Here is an 18,169-nt window from a genome sequence, read left to right as displayed (position 1 = left end):
GGCTGGAGCCGGACAGGTCGGTGAGACAACGCAAGGGCCGACAGGGGGTGTCCCTGCCGGCCCTTGTCTGTAAGAGGTGTTGACGCGCCGGGAATGGCGAGGGGGTCACTTCTCCTCGGAGTCGTCCCACTCGTCGTCGTCCACGTTGTACTTGGAGGCCAGCTCCTCGTAGTCGATCTCGTCGTCAGCCTCGGCACCGCTGGACGCGCTGACGAGCTCGCGCTCGAGAGCCGCGTAATCGGTCTCCGGGCTGAAGTACTTGAGCTTGCGGGCGACCTTCGTCGCCTTGGCCTTCTGACGGCCGCGCCCCATAGGCTCGACCCCCTCCAACAATCTCTGGCGCGCGAGGCGCGCATCACGCGGGCAAATGTGTCGTGGGGCGAGCCTATATCCACGCCCTAGTAAATGGCCATTCGGTGCCGTGTGAGGGAGGACGCCCCGGAGCCGTCGGTGGCCCCGGCCGATGGTGGTCCTCAGCGCAGTTCAGTTGCACTCAGACGCCCTCAGCACTGCTCAGTGATGAGGACCTCGGCGCCGCAGCGAGCCGAGAGCCGCCGTTACGGCGACCGCTCCTCCCGCAATTACCGCGACCGTGCGCAGCGCTTCCTTGTCGCCAGCTCGGGCCCGTTCGACCGTCTCCACAGTGCGACGGCGCATCTCGCTGACCCGGTCCACAAGCCTGTCGCGCTCCTGAGCCAGGCGTGTGCCCAGGTGCTCGCCCGCCGCACGGGCCTGAGCCTGAGGCGAGACGCGCTCCACCAGGGCGTCGACACTGGCTGCGAGCTGGGTGCGCGTGGCTTGCAGACGGGCCTCGATCTCCTCCGGGGTGGAGGGCTGCACCTCGCTCATCGGCGCAGCGCCTTGAGAGCGGCGAACACGCTCACGCCCGCGAGGATCAGGCTCGCGCCGGTGACGATCCCCAGCGAGGCCGGGTCGCCGTCGCGAGCGTCGTCGAGCAGACGGTTGACGCGGTCCAGGATGCTCGGGGGCGGGGCGAGCGGCGCGGAGCCGTAGCCGACGCCGGTGTTCTCCGACTGCCTGGTTGCGCCGGCCCGGGCGGGAAAGAGGGCCGAGGTGAAGCCGACCCGTGCCTGGGTGACGGCTTCGCGCGCCGAGGAGGCCGCCCGCGTCTTGAGCGCCTCCGGGGCCAGGTGGGCGCCCAGGATGGCGAGGTCCGAGGCGAGGCGGGCGCGGCGGTCGGCGAGATCAGCCTCGATCCCCTCGGGGCTGAGTGCGGCCTTGGCGGCCCGCCGGGCACGGGCCCTGGCCGCGATCTCGGCGGCGGAGGGGCCCCCGGAACCCGTTCCCTGGGGGGCGGTGGTGCCGTAGTCACTGGTGCTCACTTCGCGCTGCCCCTCTCCAGGCCATCCTGCAGGGCGGCCTTGGCGACGGCGACGTCGGCCTTGAGGCCCTCCTGCGGTGCGGGGACATCCTTCTGGGCGGCCTTGAGACGGTTGACGCCCACGAGGGCGAGCACGGCCACGATCACGAGCAGCAGCACGGCGACGATGAGGTGGCCGGCCCAGGGGGACAGCGCCTCGGCGATGCCCCAGGCGGCCGCGCTCAGAAGCATCCCGAGGGCGTACAGGGCGAGCACGCCGGCGGCGGCGAGCAGGCCGGCGCCGAGGCCGAGCGAGACGGCCATGCGCTTGCCCTTGGCCTTGGCGAGCTCGATCTCGCCCTTGACGAGACCGGTGACGTTCTCAGAGATCCGGGCGACGAGCTCGCCGAGCGAGGGTTGGGAACCGGGAGCGCCCGAGGGCGGCTGGTGCTGGGTCATGTGGGACGGAGCCTTCGGTGAGGGGGGTGTGACGGACTCTGCGTGCAACGGTACTCGCGCGTCTTTGCCGGTGCCAGGTTCTCACATCTGGGCGCCCGACGGAGTGTGAGCACGCAAGTACCAGGCGCGCAGTCTCCGTCGCGCGCGGGCGGTACCCGCCGTTCTCAGGACAACCTGGCGCTCTCAGGACAACGTGCTGCTCGTAGGACCACCTGGTGGAGGCACGCAGGTTGTCCTCACGCGCGCAGGTTGTCCACGGAACGCATGCGGGCGCCGTCGGGGATGGCGGAGTTGTCCTCACGCGCGCAGGTTGTCCGGGCTGGCACTGGCTTGGAACAAGTCCGAGACGGAGCTGTCCTCACGCGCCCAGGTTGTCCTGGTGCGGACGCGGTGGAAGTGGTGCGGACGCGGGGCTATGCCAGTGAGGCGCGCAGTGCGGCGATCTCCTCGCGCAGGATGCGGAACTCGGCGAGGACGGCGGCGCTGGCGTCGGTTGCACCGGCCTCGGCACCCGTCTCGGCGTCGGCTCCAACCCTCGCCAGGGCAGCGGCACCCACACCGGCACCGGTCTCCGCAGCGGGTCCCCGCTGGGCGGACATCGGCTCGCCCGGGTGCCAGCCGTCGGCGACGACCTCCTCCGCGGCCTGTGCCGCAGCCGCGATCTGGCTCTCAACCCCGGTCTCCTCCTGGCCCGCCGTCGTCGCCTGCGCGTTCTTCTCGGCTGCCACCGAGCTCATGGTGTCGACGATGACCGCGACGAACAGGTTGAGCATGGTGAAGGCCGACACCAGGATGAAGGGCACGAAGAACGCCCAGGCCCACGGGTAGACCTCCATGACCGGGCGCACGATCCCCATGGACCAGCTCTCCAGCGTCATGATCTGGAACAGGGAGTACAGCGAAGCCCCGATGGAGCCGAACCAGTCCGGGAACGCCTCACCGAACATCGTGGTGGACATGACGGCGCCAACGTAGAAGACCATAGACATGAGCACCGCGATGGCGCTGATGCCCGGCAGGGACAGCAGCAGCGCCTCGACAACCAGGCGCAGGCTCGGCATGAACTTGATAACCCGTAGCAGTCGCAGCACGCGCAGCGTCCGCAGCACCGACAGCGGCCCGGCGCCGGGCACAAGCGCGACCGCCACGACGAGGAAGTCGAAGACATTCCAGCCGCGCGTGAAGAAGCGCCGCGGCCCGATGGCCACCAGTTTGACGGCGATCTCAACAACGAAGATCGCCAGGGCCACCCGGTCGATGACTGCGAGCACGTGGTGCGCCAGGCTCTCGTGCGTCACCGCCGTCTCAACGCCGATGGTTACGGAGTTGATGAGGATCACCGCCATGACGAGGTTCTGGACCGCGGGGGAGTGGACCCAGTCATCCAGGCGCTGGCGCCAGGGTGCTGCGGGGCTAGTCACGTGGAGGACCTCCGGTTCGTGGTGGGAAGGGCGCGTGCGCGCCGACTCGCAGTGTAGGCGGGCACTGCTGGAGCCGAGAACGTGGAGGCCTGCCCCGCTCCTGGTGGCGTACCTGGGAACGCGGGCAACCATGCGTGATCTCACCGCAGTGCACTGTGCCGCGTTTCGGACCGCCGTCCCCTGTTTGGACCACATGAGACGCGTTCATAGATGGTCCGTACTGCCCGTTGATAGTCCAAGCCGCCCGTTGGCGGTCCAATCCGGGCGGGTGCGAGCGCGTGGGCACAGACACCTGCTACCAGCACCGTTCAATGCACTGGACGGATCCCGACGTCGGCCAGGACGCGCAGCATACCGGTGCGTTTGAAGGCGTCCTCCCAGAGCCAACGGACAACTCGCATCCCGGTGGCGCGTTCAATGTCGATCTCTCGGCGTCTCTCATCAAGAAGGACGGTGTCAAGATTGCGCCCGGTGAGCTGACCCGAGTACTTGACGTGACCATCGAACTCGCCGATCACCCCTGCCTGGGGCCAGATGAAGTCAACGCGGCCCAGGAACTCGCCCTGGGCGCTCCGGACTGTCTCCTGAAGCTCGGGTAAGGGGACGTTCTCCTCGATCATGACGGCTCGACTCAAGGACTCGCCAACCGACTCTGAGGCAGGGTCCGCGACAGCGACTGCGTGCAGGAGACGGGTCCGGCCGTGACTCCCTGGAGACGCTAAGGAGGTGATCTGGTCCTTGGTGACTTGCCCTGAGCGCAGCATGGCGTCCAAGCCCGGTAGCACTGACCACAGGGGGCGGCGCCTGGCGAGGTCGGCGAGGGTCTGGGCGACCGATGAGATCTCGACCCCGTCCCGGGTGAGGCTCTGGTAGTCCCCTGAGGCGCGCAGCGTCCGCACTCCCGGGGTGCTCCGTCCTCCGTCCCTCCCGCGTCGCACGACCTGGACCTGGTGCGGCAATGCTCCGACCAGAGGTATTCCGAGCATGACCGCCGCAGACTCCCGAGCCAGGACCGCGCCCTCGGTGAGGAGTCCCGTGAGCCTGGCAGCGTGGATGGAGACCTCGTGAGCGCGTGCGTGGGACAGGCCCTCCAGATCCTGCCGCTGGACGTACGCTCCGCGAAGGAGTCGGATGAGGTCGTTGCTCGGAGGCCGGGCGCGGCGGGACAGGTAGTCGCGGCGTTTCCCCGCGGCTGCCAGGTCGTGGGAGAGGTGAATGGGAATTGGTGAGGTCCACATGAGGTCACTGTGCACCGTGTGGTCCCCGCGGTGCCGGGCACGTGTGGATAACTCTCCCAGGGGGGTGAGCGGGAGGTCCCTGTGGAGACCGGGCCTCTTCGCGATCATCGCCGTTCGGGAGAATCCGTACACGGTCGGATCAGGTTGTCGGGGTGCGCGCCCCGGATGTGCTGTATTCGGCTCCGACGGCGGGTTGCGCGGATCCAGAATCGGGTGCGCGCCCCGGATGTGCTGTATTCGGACCGCCTTCCCTCGCTTGGACCACCTAAGACGCGTTCATCGCTGGTCCGAACCGCCCGCTGCTGGTCCGAAGTGCCCGCTGCTGGTCCGAAGTGCCCGCTGCTGGTCCGAAGTGCCCGCTGCTGGTCCGAAGTGCCCGCTGGTGGTCCGAAGTGCCCGCTGGTGGTCCGAAGTGCCCGCTGGTGGTCCGAAGTGCCCGCTGGTGGTGCGAGCCCCACCGGCCTACTCCTGGCTCCAGGCCTCCCACAGGCTGGCGTACTCGCCGCCCAGCGCCACGAGCTCCTCGTGCGTGCCGAGCTCGACCACCCGTCCGTCCATGACGACGGCGACCCGGTCCGCGTCCTGCGCCGTGTACAGCCGGTGCGCCACCTCAATGACCGTGCGCCCGGCCAGCGCCGTCGACAAGGTCCGCTCGAGCGTGCGGGCCGCGTGCGGGTCGAGCAGGCTCGTGGCCTCATCGAGGATGAGCGTGTGCGGGTCCAGCAGGACCAGGCGTGCGAGCGCCACCTCCTGTGCCTGCGCCGGGGTGAGTGCGAGGTGCCCGGAGCCGACCATCGTGTCCATGCCGTCGTCGAGCTCGTTCACCCAGGTGCTGGCGCCGATCGCCTCGATGGCGCCGCGCACGGTGGCGTCATCGGCATCCGGCCGGCCCAGGCGGACGTTGTCGGCGATGGTGCCGACGAAGACGTGGTGTTCCTGGGTGACGAGTGCGACGTGACGGCGCAGCTCCTCCTCCGGCAGGTCCGTCAGCGCCACCCCGCCCACCGTGACCGACCCGGAGCTCGGCGGGTGAATCCCCGCGAGCATCCGTCCCAGCGTGGACTTGCCCGAACCGGAGGGGCCGACGACGGCCAGCCGCTCCCCGGGACGCAGCTCCAGGCTCACATCGTGCAGCACCTCGATGCCCTCGCGGTAGGAGAAGCACACGTCGCGCAGCACGATGCGCGTGTCCTGCGGGACCGCCCCGGTGGGGGTGCGGTCCGCCGGGACCTCCTCGACGCCGAGGATGCGCGACAGGGAGGCCTGGCCCACCTGCACCTCATCGATCCAGAACGTGAGTTGGCCGATGGGCTTGCGTAGCTCCATCGCGTACAGGGCCACCGTCGTGATCGCCCCGAGCGAGACCACGCCGTGGCCGGCGAGGAAGGCGCCCCACAGGAGGATGACGACGACGGGCGCACGCCAGGCAACGTCGAGCACGAGCAGTAGCCGCAGCCGCAGGCCCGCGGTGAACCGCTCCAGGCTCCACGCCTCCGTCACGTGGGTGAGGACCGTCTTTTCACGCAGTGTGCCGATACCCAGGGCGTCAACAGTCTGCGCCTGCTCGACCGTCTCGGAGACCGCTCCGTTCAGGCGGGCGTAGGCGGAGGAGGTCGCCCGGTAGGCGGGCACCGACAGGGGCAGGTACCAGCTCATCATGAGGTACACGGGAGGTCCGACGACGAGCAGTCCCAGCGCCAGCAGTGGGTTGCTCACGGCGGCAGCGACGATCGTGAAGATGATCGTCACCGTGCACACCATGATCTGGGGGATGCCGACGCGCACGAGGAACTCGATGCGGGAGACGTCATTGGTGGTGCGGCCCACGAGGTCCCCGGTGCCGGCGGATTCGACGGCGCTGAGCGGCAGGTGGACGACGCGGTTCATCATCCGCTCGCGCAGGTCCGCGAAGACGGCCTCGCCGAGCGTGCGCGCGTACATCTGCGCGTACCTGTTGATGACCGCGCCGACGATGGTCACGAGAATGATCGTGAGCACGATCTTGTCCACATAGTCGATGGTCGCGGTGCCCTGTGAGGCGCGGGTGACGAGCCGACCGAGCAGCTGCGGGGCGACCAGGGTGGCCAGCACGGCCGTCACCTGGAGCAGCAGGACCCACCAGAAGCGCCAGCGGTAGGAGGCCATGATCGCGAGGGTCTTGCGCATCGCGACCTTGCCGGGGGCGAGGGGCAGTGCCATCAGCGTCCCACCTCCTCGGGGGCTGACGCCGTCACGGGCGCCTCACCGGCGGCACGGGCGACGACGGCCCGGTAGGCGAGGGCGTCGGCCTCACCCGCCCGGGCCCGGGCGAGCAGGTCCCGGTGTGTGGAGCGCACACGCTCGCGGCCCTCGGCGTCGAGCAGCACCACCTCGTCACAGGCCTCCAGTACCAGCGGAGATTCCGTGACGACGACGGTGGTGCGATCACGTCGCGCCTCGTGGACACGGTGGGCGACGCGCGACTCGGTGTGGGAGTCCAGGGCACTGGTCGGTTCAATGAGCACGAGGGTGGGGGCCTCGGTGAGCAGGGCGCGGGCGAGCGCCACGCGCTGGCGCTGCCCGCCGGACAGGGAACGGCCCTTCTCGGTCACCATTCCCGCCAGGCCGTGCTCGAGCGAGGACAGGACGTCGTGGGCGTCGGCCACCTCGAGGGCAGCGAGAAGGCGGTCGTCGCCGTCGGCCCGCAGGATGGGGGCCCGCACGTCCTGGTCGAGGGCGGAGCTGGCCCGCTCGTCCTCGGCGGCGACGAGGGCGGCCACCCCGACCGGCTGCGGCGCCTGATCGCCGCGCACGTCGAGGGCCTGGCGCAGCGTGCCCGTGAAGAGTTGGGCGGTGGCGCCGCTGACGACGACGCTGGCGCGCACGTCCGCCAGCGGCATGTCCGTCAGGGGCCGGTTGGCGAGGGTGACGACGGGGCCGTCGTCGTGGAAGCGTCCCAGGCGAGTCGCCAGGGCGGCGCTGATGTCCGGGTCGGCGGCGACGAGCGCGGTCATGCGCCCGGGCGTGACACGTACCCCCGAGGCCTGGTCCACGAGCGGGCCCGTGACGGCGGTGCCCCGCGCCGGGTCCAGGTCCAGGCGCTCGGTGACGCTGCCGGCCGTGGGGGAGACCGTCAGCAGGCGCAGCGCGCGACGGGCACCCACCCGGGCGCGCGCGTAGTCCTGCACCGCGTGGGAGAACTCCATGAGCGGCCAGGACAGGTAGGCGGTGTACCCGTAGAAGGTGACGAGCTCGCCGGCGCTGATCTGGCCGGTAACGGCCATGCGGGCCGCCACCCACACGACGACGGCGACGAACAGGCCGGGCAGCAGCACCTGCAGGCTCATGAGCACCGACTGGGTTCTGGCGACGGACACGCCCCGGCGGCGCAGTTCCTGGGAGGCGTCCCGGTAGCGGCGGGCGAAGACGTCCTCACCGCCGATGCCGCGCAGGACCCGCAGGCCCGCCACCGTGTCCGTCGTGATGGTTGTCACTTGGGACTGGGCCTCGCGCTGGTAGGACTGGCGCTTCTGCAGGGGCTTGATGACGAGGGTGACGATCCAGGCGACCAGCGGCATGCCGATGAGGGCGATGAGCCCCAGGCGCACGGAGGTGTTGAGCATGAGGACGGCGACGACGACGAAAGACACGCTTGCGCCGATGAGTCCTGGCAGTCGTTCGATGGTGTTGGCCAGGTACTGGGCGTCGGAGGCCACGATGGACGCGACCTCGCCGGTGGAGGTTTGGCGGCCCAGGTCCGTGCCGGTGGTGGAGACCTGCCGGGCGACGAGCCGGTCGACGTCGAAGGCCACGCGCATCCACGCGTGGATGCGGATGTAGTCCGAGCTCGTGTCTGCGATGGCGTAGACGCCGAACAGGAGCAGCAGGCCCAGGCCGATGGCCCACAGGCGGGGCGTCAGACCGGTCTCGATGCCGGAGTCGAGGGCGGCGCCGAGGAAGCCGGGCACGATGGCCTGGATGACGTTCGACGTCGTCGCCGCGACAGTCGCCAGGAGCACGGGCGTAAGGGCGCGCCTGAGCAGCCAGCGCAGGAAGGCGCCGACGGAATGGGTGGGCGGCTGGGGCAGCGGGGCGTCGGGCACGGGGAGGAGACGTCCCCGCCTGCCGGAGGGGTGGTGTGCGGGCTGCGGTGGAACGGGCATCGTGCCGACAAGGCTATCGAGGCCGCCGCAGCGCGCCAGTCTGGATCACTGTGGTTTCGGACGCCCCGGCGGGCCCCGGTCGCTAATATCGGGAGCGCGACCGGGGCGAGCCGGGCGCTCCCGCTCCGGAAGGCTCTTTTCCCCCATGGGTCCCGAACAACTCAAGACGGCTGCCCGCGCCGCCTCCCCCCTCATTGCCGCGACGACGACAGATCAGCATCTCCAGGCGGCGATCGCCGCCGAGCGCCCGGACCTGCGTGCCGCGCTCGCGGCCAACCCGTCGATCTATCCGGGGCTGCGCGACTGGCTGGCTGAGGCGAGTCGGAGGGCCGCGACCGAGGCGGCGCAGGCCCCGGAGGCCTCCGAGGCCCCGGGGGCGGAGAGCCCGGCGGGTGATCCCGCTGCGGCCATCGAGGCCGCAGCGGCCGTTGCGGACGTCGGCGCCGTTGACGCCGTTGCGGGTGGGCAGCAGGCGGCCCCGACCGTTGCCATGTCGGCTCCGGCGGCCGCTCCGCAGGCCCCGACCGCATGGGCCCAGCAGGTCCCGGCGGCCGCCCAGCCGGTCCCGCCCACCTGGGCGCAGCCCCTGCCTCCTGCCCAGCCCGCTGCCTTCCCATCTGACGCTCAGCCGGTGCGACGCCGTCGACGCCGGGTGTGGGCCGTTGCGCTCATCCTCCTGCTCGTCCTCGCCCTCGCGGGCACCGCGACCGCCGTCCTCCTCCTGCGCCGGGGCGAGAGCCCCACCACCACGGCCCCGAACGTGCCCGCTCGGCCCTCGGCCACGACCTCTGCCGAGCCTGCGGCCTCAGTCGGCGCCTCCGCATTGCCAACGGCGAGTGCCTCTCCCACAGAGGTCTCCCGCTGCGCCACCGACCCGGTCTACGAGGTCCGGAATGTGCGCGACAACGGAGGCCTTGAGGTGGACGTGCACGTGAGCCCCACCTGCAAGGACGGGGACGTCCTGTCCGGCGCCTCCACCCTCGTCACGCTCAGCGGGCCCCTCAAGGGCGCGAGCCTGGCCTCATCCACCCGGGTGGTCGCCGCCGTCGCCGTCTTCGACCTGGGTGAGAAGCCCGTCGCCATCCCCGCGTCGGGCACGGACCTCACCCTCGTCTTCTCGTCCGCCCTCAGCTACGTCAACGCCGCCCAGATCGACGTCGGCCGCGCCGAGCTGACTGTCGCCCGCGACTCATCGGGGCAGACCAGGGCCACCACTGCACCCGGCAGGGCTCGTCTTGACACGGCCAGCGCCCCGGGCGCCGCCACGATGGACGCCATCTGGCTGGGCCTCCTGCGCGACCAGGCGGACGCCGACTCGGCCACCGTCTCCGGCCCGCTCAACGGCACCTGGGTGCCGCAACTGTCCTCGAAGAAGCCGGGGCTCGTCCTCGACGGTGTCACCTGGGATGCGGCCGCCGTCTGGGCGCACTACCTGAGCGTCAAGGCGACCTACCCGAACGCCATCCTGCTGTACTCCGACGACTGGTCCGTCTTCGACGCCGGTGGGCACTGGTGGGTCATCGCCGCCGCCGAGCCCTTCGCCACCGCTGAGGAGGCCAACGCCTGGTGCACCGCCCAGGGCCTGTCCAGGGACGACTGCTTCGCCAAGTACGTCAGGGTCGGCGCCTCCAGCGAGGGCACGACCGTTCAGCGCTGAGGCGCTCGCACCGGTGGCGGCGGCCCGGCCTCGGGGCTGACGGCTCAGCTCACCGGCCCCACCTCTCCGCTCCCGCACCGCCGGGGCTGGACGGCTCAGAGACGGCTCAGGGACGGCTCAGGCGCCCGGGACCCCCTTGAGCGCAAGCACCCGCAGCGCCGCCTGCTCCACCCGGGCGGCGACGTCCGCGTCGGCCCGCGCCTCGGCCACCAACGCCTGCGCCATCTCCAGGGCCGCCCGGGCGTTGGCCGAGGCCAGCACCATATCCACGCCGGCCCGCACGGCCAGCACCGCCCGCTCGCCCGGGGACCAGTCCTGCACCTGGGCGGCCGCGGAGACGTCGTCGGTCATCACCACCCCGGTGAAGCCGAGGTCCCCGCGCAGCATGTCGGTGACGACGACGGGGGAGAAGCAGGCCGGAGCCCCGGCGTCGATGAGCAGATAGGTGGCGGAGGAGAGCATGACCGCACGCGCCCCCGCCCTGACCGCCGCGGCGAAGACGCCCACGGCCGGGTCGCCGTCGCGGACGGTGGTCGAGTCGACCACGCCAGCGGCGATGTCCGTGTTCTCGGTGACGCGCCCCAGGCCGGGGAAGTGCTTGACCACCGGCTCCACGCCCGCCGAGCGCATCCCCTCGTTGAAGGCGAGGGCCCCGGCCGTGGCGGTGGCGGTGTCGGTGCCGTACTGGCGTCCCCAGGCGCCGATCGGCGCGTTGTCCGACGGCGCCAGCGTGTCCACGAGGTCCGCGCAGGGGGCGAGGTTCATCGTCACTCCCGCCGCCGCGAGCTCCGTGCCCCAGCCGGCGGCGTGGGCGGTGAGCACCTCGGGGTCCAGCAGCGCCTGGTCCTCGGCGGCGGGGATCGTGGACAGGCCCGGGCCGGACAGGACCTGGACCGCGCCGCCCTCCTGGTCCGTGGCGACGAGTAGCCCCGCCCGGTGGGCCAGGTCCGTGTAGGAGGCGACGACGGCCCGCGTGGCCTGGGTGCCCTCGGTGGAACGCCCGTGCAGGAAGACGCCGCCCGCGTGGACCTGCGCGACGATCTCGGCGTGCTCGGGCGAGGCGACAGCGGCCGGCACACCCACGATGAGCAGCTGGCCCACCAGCTCCTCCAGGCTCCAGCCCTCGATGGGGGAGGCGGGTGGGGACGTCGTCGGTTCAGGTGAGGACGTGGCCGACGGCGTGGGTTGGCGTGAGGACGGTGCCGTGGACCGGGGTGAGGACGCCGGCATGGACTGAGCCGCAGACCCGGCCTCCGGGCCGCTCGGGGTTGTCGCGCAGGCGGCGAGGGCGCCGACCGCGAGAGTCCCCGTGAGGGTCCCGGCGAGGACCGTGCGGCGGGGCAGGGGGCGCTGCGTCATGGCGCAGACCCTAGCCGGGCGGCGGGGCGGCTCAGTCCCAGCCGAGCTCGTGCAGGCGCTCGTCGTCGATCCCGAAATGGTGGGCGACCTCGTGGATGACCGTCACCGCGATCTCCTCCACCAGCTCCTCGCGGTGGTGGCAGTAGCGCTCCAGCGGGCCCTTGAAGATGAGGATGCGGTCCGGCACCATCCCCGACCAGCCGCCGTCGCGCTCGGTGAGGGGAATGCCGACGTAGAGCCCCAGGAGCGCGGGCCGACCCTGCTCGTCGTAGTCCTCCTCGGTCAGCTGCTCCGGCTCCGGCTCGTCCTGGACGAGGACGACGACGTTGTCCATGGCCTCGAGCAGCTCGGTGGGGATGAGGTCGAGCGCATCTTCGACGGCGTGCTCGAAGTCCGGCTCCGACATGCTGACAGGGCTCATGGGCGCAGCCTGCCACGGGCCGTGGGTCCGTGGGCGCGCTGGCGTGGAGGTACCGCGCGAATGATGAGGGGATGTAGGCTGAGGCCGGTGAGCAGAGTCACCCCTAAGAGATTTGCGCGCCTGTGGATCCTGCCCTTAGTGTTCTATCCGGTTCGAGGCGCGGCGACGCCAAGGGCAACAGGCCCCCATCGTCTAGCGGCCTAGGACCCCGCCCTTTCACGGCGGTAGCACGGGTTCGAATCCCGTTGGGGGTACGTCTCGCGCAAACTTCATATGGCCTTGTGGCGCAGTTGGTTAGCGCGCCGCCCTGTCACGGCGGAGGTCGCGGGTTCAAGTCCCGTCAAGGTCGCGGAAGCAGATCGGCTCGGTCAGCAATGGCCGGGCCGAGCGTGTCCACGGCTCTGTAGCTCAGTTGGTAGAGCGTTCGACTGAAAATCGAAAGGTCACCGGATCGACGCCGGTCGGAGCCACTGCGAAAGGCCCGGGTCCCACAAGGACCCGGGCCTTCGCTCGTCAATCGGCGTCTTCGCCCCGGGCGCCCCGGGTTCAGTGCCGCCCTGCGGACGGGCTGCCCCAGATGGGGACCTTCGCCCCGGGCGCCCCGGGTTCAGTGTCCCCGGCTGCGGCGCATCTGCGCCGTCGTCGAGACGACGGCAGCGATCCCGCCGAAGAGGACGCCCGCCACCGGCCACACAACCCAGCTCGTCTGCCACGCGTCGAGGGTGAAGGACCAGACGAGGTAGATGATGATGGTCAGCGGCCAGTAGGCCGAGGCGATGACGCCGATGACGTCGTCAGCGCTGCGCCAGCCCTCCGGGGCGTCGGCGGGCCGTCCCTCCTCGGCCAGTGCCGAGTGCGTTGAGGCCGCCCAGTTCGTCGGCAGGAAGATCCACAGGCCCAGCGCCACGAGCACCAGTGTGAGGGCTGCGCCGAGGGACGAGTAGTTCCGGTGCCCGGGCATTTCGGAGAGGATGCCGGTGCTGACGAGCGGGATCGCGGAGATGATCCACAGGCCCACGGCCGTCGCCAGGGCGCGTGAGCGCGGTCCCTCGTGCTCCATGCGCAGGCGCACCGCCCATGCCGAGACGATCGGGTCCTGGGTGAAGCGGCCGGTGAGCAGGTGTCGCACGCTGACGAAGGCCCGGCTGCGCCGGACGAGGATGAGCACGCCCGCCGCGACAAGGACCAGGGTGAGCGGCAGCCCGATGAGGCTGGCTTCGTCCCGCGTCATGGGCAGCAGTCCCGCGTCTCCGGCTGTGCCGGTCAGCGCGAAGAGCGGGGCAGCGGCCAGGACGAGCAGGGCCACGCCATTGCCCAGGGTGCGGGCGGTGGTGCGCTTGGCCTCGGCCAGGGCCTGGGCCTCGGGCAGGGTGACGACGGGCGGGCCCCAGGTTCCCGCGCTGTGAGGCGCTGTGATATTCGGGGCGGCCTGGGACTCGCGGATCTCGGGAAGGATGCCGAGGGCCGGCGCCAGCTCTTCGAGGTTGCCGAAGTCGGTGATGACCTGGCCGACCGCCTCATTGTGCGTCTTGCCCGCGCTGATCGCGTCGGCGTAGGCGTCCTCCATCATGGCCCGCAGCTCGGCCTTCGCCTCGGCCAGACGCGGGGTGTCGGGGTAGGGGGCGAACATCGCGTCGAGGAAGGTGATGATCGTGTCCATGGGTGGTGTCCGTTCGTGGTGCAGGGTCAGAGGCTGGTGGCGCGAGCGGCGAAGCGGTCGATGAGGGACTTGGTGTCCTCCCACTCGTCGAGCTTCTCGCTCAGGTGGGCGGCGCCGTCGTCGGTGAGCCGGTAGTAGGTGCGGGGCTTGCCGGAGTCCGAGGTGCCGGCGTAGGAGGCGACGAGGCCGGCGGCCTCGAGGCGCTTGAGGGCCGAGTACAAGGTGGTCTGCTTGATCGTGTACTCACCCACCTCGGTGATGGTCTTGGCGAGCTCGTAGGCGTAGGAGGGGCTGGTGCTCAGGAGGCTGAGCACGATGAGGTCGATGTAGCCGCGAATGGCGTCCGGGCTGATCACTGTCGTGCACCTCCTATCGTTCGGTTCATATGTCGAACGTACTACGCGAGACGTACTACGTCAAGTGGATGAGTGTGTCGACTGTTTCCCGGGTCATGACAGGTCCCCCGCAGGTACCCCTCCTACGCTGGCCCCATGACCACACCCGCACCCACGACCGACGCCGTCGAGGTCGTCGCCGAGGCCACTGAGGACGTCCTGGGCCTGCTCGTCCACGTCGGAGTCGGCGCCCTCGTGGGCCTCGTTCTCGCCGTCGTCCTCGTCGCCGTCCTCAAGATCCTCGGCCACCGCCGCAGGCTCTTGGGCGAGATCGCCCACTTCGCCCGCACCCCCGCCTACGCACTCGGTGCGATCGTCGGCGGCTACATCGGCGCCACCATCGCCCGCCTCAACCTCGCCCTGCCCGCCTGGAGCACCGCCGCCGTCCACCTCCTGCTCATCGGCGTCATCCTGGCCAGCACCGGCGTCGTCGCCACCCTGCTGCGGGCGACGGAGGCCTTCATCGTCGCGGGCGTGCGCGCCGGTGGGGACCAGGGCCGCGCCAACCGCGTCACCACCCAGGCGCAGGTCCTCAGACGCGTGGCGGAGGTCGTCGTCATCGTCTGCGGGATCGTCGGCGCCGTCATGACCTTCCCCTCCGCGCGCCTGGCGATGGGCTCCCTGCTCGCCTCCGCGGGACTCGTCTCCGTCATCGCCGGCCTCGCCGCGCAGTCCACCCTGGGCAACATCTACGCAGGCATCCAGCTCGCCGTCACCGACGCCATCCGGGTCGACGACGTCGTCCTGGTGGGCACCGACCGTGGCGTCATCGAGGAGATCACGCTCACCTACGTCGTGGTGCGCGTGTGGGACGGGCGCCGACTCATCTACCCCTCCTCGCACTTCACACAGAATCCCTTCGAGAACTGGTCGCGCCACTCCACCGAGTACACCGGCACCGTCGATCTCGACCTCGACTGGCGCGTGCCCGTCTCCGCCCTGCGTGCCGAGGCCCTGCGGATCATCCAGGGGTCGTCGGCCTGGGATGGGCGTACCGCCGACGTCGACGTCACGGGTACCAGCGGCGGCACGGTCACCGTCCGGGTCGCCATCTCCGCCGCCGACGCCGCAGGCGTGTGGAGGCTGCAGTGCCTTCTGCGCGAGGAGCTGGTCCGCTGGCTCCAGCGTGAGGCGCCCTACGCCCTGCCGCGCACCCGCGTGGAGATCGAGCAGGTCGAGGTCGCCCACGACCCGCAGCCCGAGCAGGTCGCCCGGCTCGCCGAGGAGCTGGTCGCCCTCCAGCGGCCTGGGGACGCAGCCGAGGCGCCGACGGCGCCCCAGGAGAGCATCGACGCCGACCCCGTGGATGCCGCCCGCCTGCGCGCCGCTGCCTGGGGACGCTCGGCACTGCGCCGCGCCCGCCGCGACAAGGTGCGCCGACGGCGCATCCTCGCCCGCCAGGAGCGCGTCGAGCAGCCGCTGCGGGAGGAGGCGACGGTCGTCATCCCAACCGCCGAGCAGGACGCCCACCTCGCAGAGCGCGCGCGGGAGGAGCGTACGCGGGAGACGGGTGCGGGCGCCGACGACTGAGCGGGTCGTGTTCCCGCTGGGCGATCGCCACTCGCCCCAGCGGCCCTGCACGGCCCACAATGGGGTTGTGGCCAGCAACGATTCCGCCCCCAGACTTGACCCCACCGCCATCGCTCGCACCGACGCCCAGTGGCGTGCCGTCCTCGACCCCTTCGAGTACCACGTCCTGCGCGAGGCCGGCACCGAGCGCCCCTTCACCGGTGCCCTCCTGGACGAGCACCGTGAGGGTATCTACCGCTGCCGCGGCTGCGGCGCCGAGCTCTTCCGCTCCACCACCAAGTTCGACTCCCACTGCGGCTGGCCGTCCTTCTACGACCCCTCCGACTCCGACGCCGTCACCCTCCTGACCGACACCAGCCACGGCATGGTCCGCACCGAGGTGCGCTGCGCCGCCTGCGGCAGCCACCTCGGTCACGTCTTCGACGACGCCCCCCAGACCCCCACCGGCCAGCGCTACTGCATGAACTCCGTGAGCCTCACCTTTGAGGCAGACGACGAGTGATCCGTGTCCTGACCCTCAACCTCCAGCACGCACAGCCCGGTGCGGGCGCCGCCCTCGACCCCATGACCGCACCGCTGGCCGGGGCGGACATCCGCGACGTCGGCGCCGCCCGGGAGGTCCTGGCCGCCCTGGCCGACCAGCTGCGCGCGCTCGCCCCCGACGTCATCGCCCTGCAGGAGGTCGACCTCGGTCAGGCGCGCTCCGGACGCATCGACCAGGTGACCGAGCTCGCCCGCCACCTCGGCTGGACCCACCACCGCTTCGCCGCCGCCTACGCGGGCCCCGTCGCCGGACTGCGGCGACGCCCGCGGCGCTCAGCCCTGGACTCGCCCGCCGACGACGTCCTGGGGGCACTGCGAGACAGTGCTGGACTGCCGCCCGCAGGCTTCGGCAATGCCCTGCTGTCACGCCTGCCCGTCAGCTCGTGGCACGTGCGCCGCCTCGGGCGCGGACCCGCCCTGGTGACCCGCCGGGGCGAGAGGCCCGCCTGGGACCCGCGCTCCTACACGATCCACACCTCCACGGCGCGGGTCATGATCGCCGCGACACTCACGGCCGACGGCGCCCTGGGGGACGCCGCCCCGGGCACCACTGACTCGGACCTCGCCGTCGGCTCCACCCACCTGGCCACCCGCTCCGACGTCGCCACCACCCAGCTCGTCGACGCCTGGGCCGCCCTGACGAGCCTGCCGGGCCACCACCTGCTCGCCGGGGACTTCAACCTGCGTGCCGACGCCCTCACCCGGCTCGGCACCGCCCGCGCACTCGGGGCCGGAGCCACCTTCCCCGCCGTCGGGCCCCACCACCGCATCGACCATCTGCTGACCGACCCCTGGCCGCTCGGCCCCGACGGCCTCCCACTGGCACCCGGGGCGTGCCCGCAGCCCACTCCGCTGCACGCCACCGCCTGGGGCGTGCGCAGCCTCGTCGTCTCCGACCACGCCGCCACCTGGGTGGATCTGGAGCCGGTGAGCGCAGATGGCTGAGGTGCCGGCCGGGCTCGCCGTCGTCTCACGCCAGACCGCCGCCGGGCTGGCCACCGCGACCCTGATCTGAGGTACGCGCCCCGGTCTGAGCCGGTTGACAATGGGAAGCGTGCCCACCTCCCTCCCGCCCATGCCCGGCCCGGCCCCCCGGACGCCCGGTGCTCTCGTGCGGGCCATCCCCGCCCCGCTGCTCGTCATCCTGTCCGGGTTATCGACCTATGTCGGCGCGGGCTTCGCCGTCGCGCTGTTCGGCCTCATGCCCTCGACGACGGTGGCCTGGTGGCGCATCACCATCGGCGCCCTCGTGCTGCTCGCCTGGCGGCGCCCGTGGCTGCGGCACTGGAGCACGCGGAGCCTGGCCACCAGCGCCGCCTTCGGGGTCGCCACCGCCACGATGAACGTCCTCTTCTACGCCTCCATTGAGCTGCTGCCGCTGGGCACCGTGGTCTCCATCGAGTTCCTCGGGCCCGTCATCGTCGCGCTGGCTACCGGCCGGGGCTGGCGCCCGCGCGTCGCCGGTGTCATGGCCCTGGCGGGCGTCGTCGCCATCGGGGGCCTCGGACTGGACATGAACGACCCCGTCCAGCGCCTCGGCATCGTCGTGGCCCTGGCGGCCGGAGGAGCGTGGGCCGCCTACATCCTCACTGGTCGGGCGGTGGCGGGCGCCGGTGCGGGGCTCGACTCCCTCGCCGTCGCCTCGGTGGCCGGCAGCCTCTTCTACCTGCCTCTGGCGGTGACGACGGCGGGCACAGCCTTCGTGGACCCGCCCACCTTCCTCAGGGTGCTGGGTGTGGCCGTCATGTCCACGGTGGTGCCCTACGTCATCGACCAGGTGATCCTCGGGCGCCTACGCTCGGACACCTTCTCCCTCCTGCAGGCCCTGTTCCCGGCAACCTCGCTCCTGGTCGGCGTCGTCATGCTCGCCCAGTTGCCCAACGTGTGGGAGGTCGTGGGGCTCGTCCTGGTCTCGGCCGCCGTTGCCCTGGGCGGCACGGGTGGTGGCGATCGTGCCCCGCGTCTCAGACGGCAGTGAGGCTGTGCGCTCTCGTGGCCGCGCGCGGGGTGTAGGTTTTTTCTG

17 protein-coding genes and 3 tRNA genes are annotated in these 18,169 nt (G+C 71.3%); 8 read left to right on the top strand and 12 right to left on the bottom strand.

The window, feature by feature from the left end; translation table 11 throughout:
* Positions 1-105 precede the first annotated feature (105 nt).
* The 8 genes from ID810_RS10640 to ID810_RS10605 all read right to left on the bottom strand — a co-directional run bounded on the left by ID810_RS10640 (position 106) and on the right by ID810_RS10605 (position 8,581).
* A complete protein-coding gene (locus ID810_RS10640; RefSeq protein WP_166857353.1) occupies positions 106-312 on the bottom strand; it encodes a DUF3073 domain-containing protein in 207 nt (68 codons plus the stop codon).
* A gap of 201 nt (positions 313-513) precedes the next feature.
* Positions 514-849, bottom strand: coding sequence for a DUF3618 domain-containing protein (locus ID810_RS10635; protein WP_166857355.1), 336 nt, complete (start codon positions 847-849; stop codon positions 514-516).
* Positions 846-1,343, bottom strand: a complete 498-nt coding sequence (locus ID810_RS10630; RefSeq protein WP_166857356.1) for a DUF3618 domain-containing protein — start codon at positions 1,341-1,343, stop codon at positions 846-848. The genes ID810_RS10635 and ID810_RS10630 overlap by 4 nt, the downstream gene beginning before the upstream one ends.
* Entirely contained in the window at positions 1,340-1,780 is a 441-nt protein-coding gene (locus tag ID810_RS10625; protein WP_166857358.1) for a phage holin family protein, read from the bottom strand. The genes ID810_RS10630 and ID810_RS10625 overlap by 4 nt, the downstream gene beginning before the upstream one ends.
* 413 nt (positions 1,781-2,193) lie before the next feature.
* The gene (locus ID810_RS10620) at positions 2,194-3,201 is read right to left on the bottom strand and encodes an ion transporter (RefSeq protein ID WP_196781500.1); all 1,008 of its coding nucleotides are present in this window, start codon (positions 3,199-3,201) and stop codon (positions 2,194-2,196) included.
* Positions 3,202-3,509: 308 nt separating this feature from the next.
* The gene (locus ID810_RS12535) at positions 3,510-3,836 is read right to left on the bottom strand and encodes a hypothetical protein (RefSeq protein ID WP_235931450.1); all 327 of its coding nucleotides are present in this window, start codon (positions 3,834-3,836) and stop codon (positions 3,510-3,512) included.
* 1,065 nt (positions 3,837-4,901) lie between these two features.
* On the bottom strand, positions 4,902-6,638 hold the full coding sequence (locus ID810_RS10610) for an ABC transporter ATP-binding protein (RefSeq protein WP_166857362.1): 1,737 nt from the start codon (positions 6,636-6,638) through the stop codon (positions 4,902-4,904).
* On the bottom strand, positions 6,638-8,581 hold the full coding sequence (locus ID810_RS10605) for an ABC transporter transmembrane domain-containing protein (RefSeq protein WP_166857364.1): 1,944 nt from the start codon (positions 8,579-8,581) through the stop codon (positions 6,638-6,640). Before ID810_RS10605 ends, ID810_RS10610 begins: the two co-directional genes overlap by 1 nt.
* 145 nt (positions 8,582-8,726) lie before the next feature.
* Between ID810_RS10605 and ID810_RS10600 the strand changes: the two genes are divergently transcribed.
* Positions 8,727-10,238, top strand: coding sequence for a variant leucine-rich repeat-containing protein (locus ID810_RS10600; RefSeq protein ID WP_166857366.1), 1,512 nt, complete (start codon positions 8,727-8,729; stop codon positions 10,236-10,238).
* 117 nt (positions 10,239-10,355) lie between these two features.
* Here the strand turns inward: ID810_RS10600 and ID810_RS10595 are convergent, their stop codons facing one another.
* Together ID810_RS10595 and ID810_RS10590 are read right to left on the bottom strand one after the other, a co-directional pair.
* Complete coding sequence (locus ID810_RS10595) at positions 10,356-11,597, bottom strand: glycoside hydrolase family 3 N-terminal domain-containing protein (protein WP_166857367.1); 1,242 nt, start codon at positions 11,595-11,597, stop codon at positions 10,356-10,358.
* A 31-nt stretch (positions 11,598-11,628) separates the two neighbouring features.
* The gene (locus ID810_RS10590) at positions 11,629-12,018 is read right to left on the bottom strand and encodes a metallopeptidase family protein (protein WP_243856659.1); all 390 of its coding nucleotides are present in this window, start codon (positions 12,016-12,018) and stop codon (positions 11,629-11,631) included.
* Positions 12,019-12,199: 181 nt separating this feature from the next.
* Here ID810_RS10590 and ID810_RS10585 point away from each other — a divergent pair.
* From ID810_RS10585 to ID810_RS10575, 3 genes are all read left to right on the top strand, one after another.
* A tRNA-Glu gene (locus ID810_RS10585) sits at positions 12,200-12,272 on the top strand.
* 21 nt (positions 12,273-12,293) lie between these two features.
* Positions 12,294-12,367 (top strand) — tRNA-Asp (locus tag ID810_RS10580).
* Between the two features lie 48 nt (positions 12,368-12,415).
* Positions 12,416-12,488: transfer RNA gene (locus ID810_RS10575), tRNA-Phe, on the top strand.
* 137 nt (positions 12,489-12,625) lie between these two features.
* Here ID810_RS10575 and ID810_RS10570 read toward each other — a convergent pair.
* A complete protein-coding gene (locus tag ID810_RS10570) occupies positions 12,626-13,678 on the bottom strand; it encodes a permease prefix domain 1-containing protein (protein WP_166857369.1) in 1,053 nt (350 codons plus the stop codon).
* 26 nt (positions 13,679-13,704) lie between these two features.
* The gene (locus tag ID810_RS10565; RefSeq protein WP_166857370.1) at positions 13,705-14,034 is read right to left on the bottom strand and encodes a PadR family transcriptional regulator; all 330 of its coding nucleotides are present in this window, start codon (positions 14,032-14,034) and stop codon (positions 13,705-13,707) included.
* A 135-nt stretch (positions 14,035-14,169) separates the two neighbouring features.
* Here ID810_RS10565 and ID810_RS10560 point away from each other — a divergent pair, with 135 nt between their 5' ends.
* The 4 genes from ID810_RS10560 (at position 14,170) to ID810_RS10545 (ending at position 18,124) form a co-directional block, all read left to right on the top strand.
* Positions 14,170-15,603, top strand: coding sequence for a mechanosensitive ion channel family protein (locus ID810_RS10560; RefSeq protein WP_166857371.1), 1,434 nt, complete (start codon positions 14,170-14,172; stop codon positions 15,601-15,603).
* Positions 15,604-15,670: 67 nt separating this feature from the next.
* Positions 15,671-16,105: a peptide-methionine (R)-S-oxide reductase MsrB gene (gene msrB / locus ID810_RS10555; protein ID WP_166857372.1), complete on the top strand. Its 435-nt coding sequence runs from the start codon at positions 15,671-15,673 to the stop codon at positions 16,103-16,105.
* Positions 16,102-17,091, top strand: coding sequence for an endonuclease/exonuclease/phosphatase family protein (locus ID810_RS10550; protein ID WP_166857373.1), 990 nt, complete (start codon positions 16,102-16,104; stop codon positions 17,089-17,091). Before msrB ends, ID810_RS10550 begins: the two co-directional genes overlap by 4 nt.
* A 109-nt stretch (positions 17,092-17,200) precedes the next feature.
* Entirely contained in the window at positions 17,201-18,124 is a 924-nt protein-coding gene (locus ID810_RS10545; RefSeq protein WP_328703748.1) for an EamA family transporter, read from the top strand.
* Positions 18,125-18,169: the final 45 nt, after the last annotated feature.

The organism is Actinomyces respiraculi, from assembly GCF_014595995.2.
GTDB lineage: Bacteria > Actinomycetota > Actinomycetes > Actinomycetales > Actinomycetaceae > Actinomyces > Actinomyces respiraculi.
Note: the sequence above shows the minus strand (reverse complement) of the source record. Positions and strands in the feature narration are given on the sequence as shown.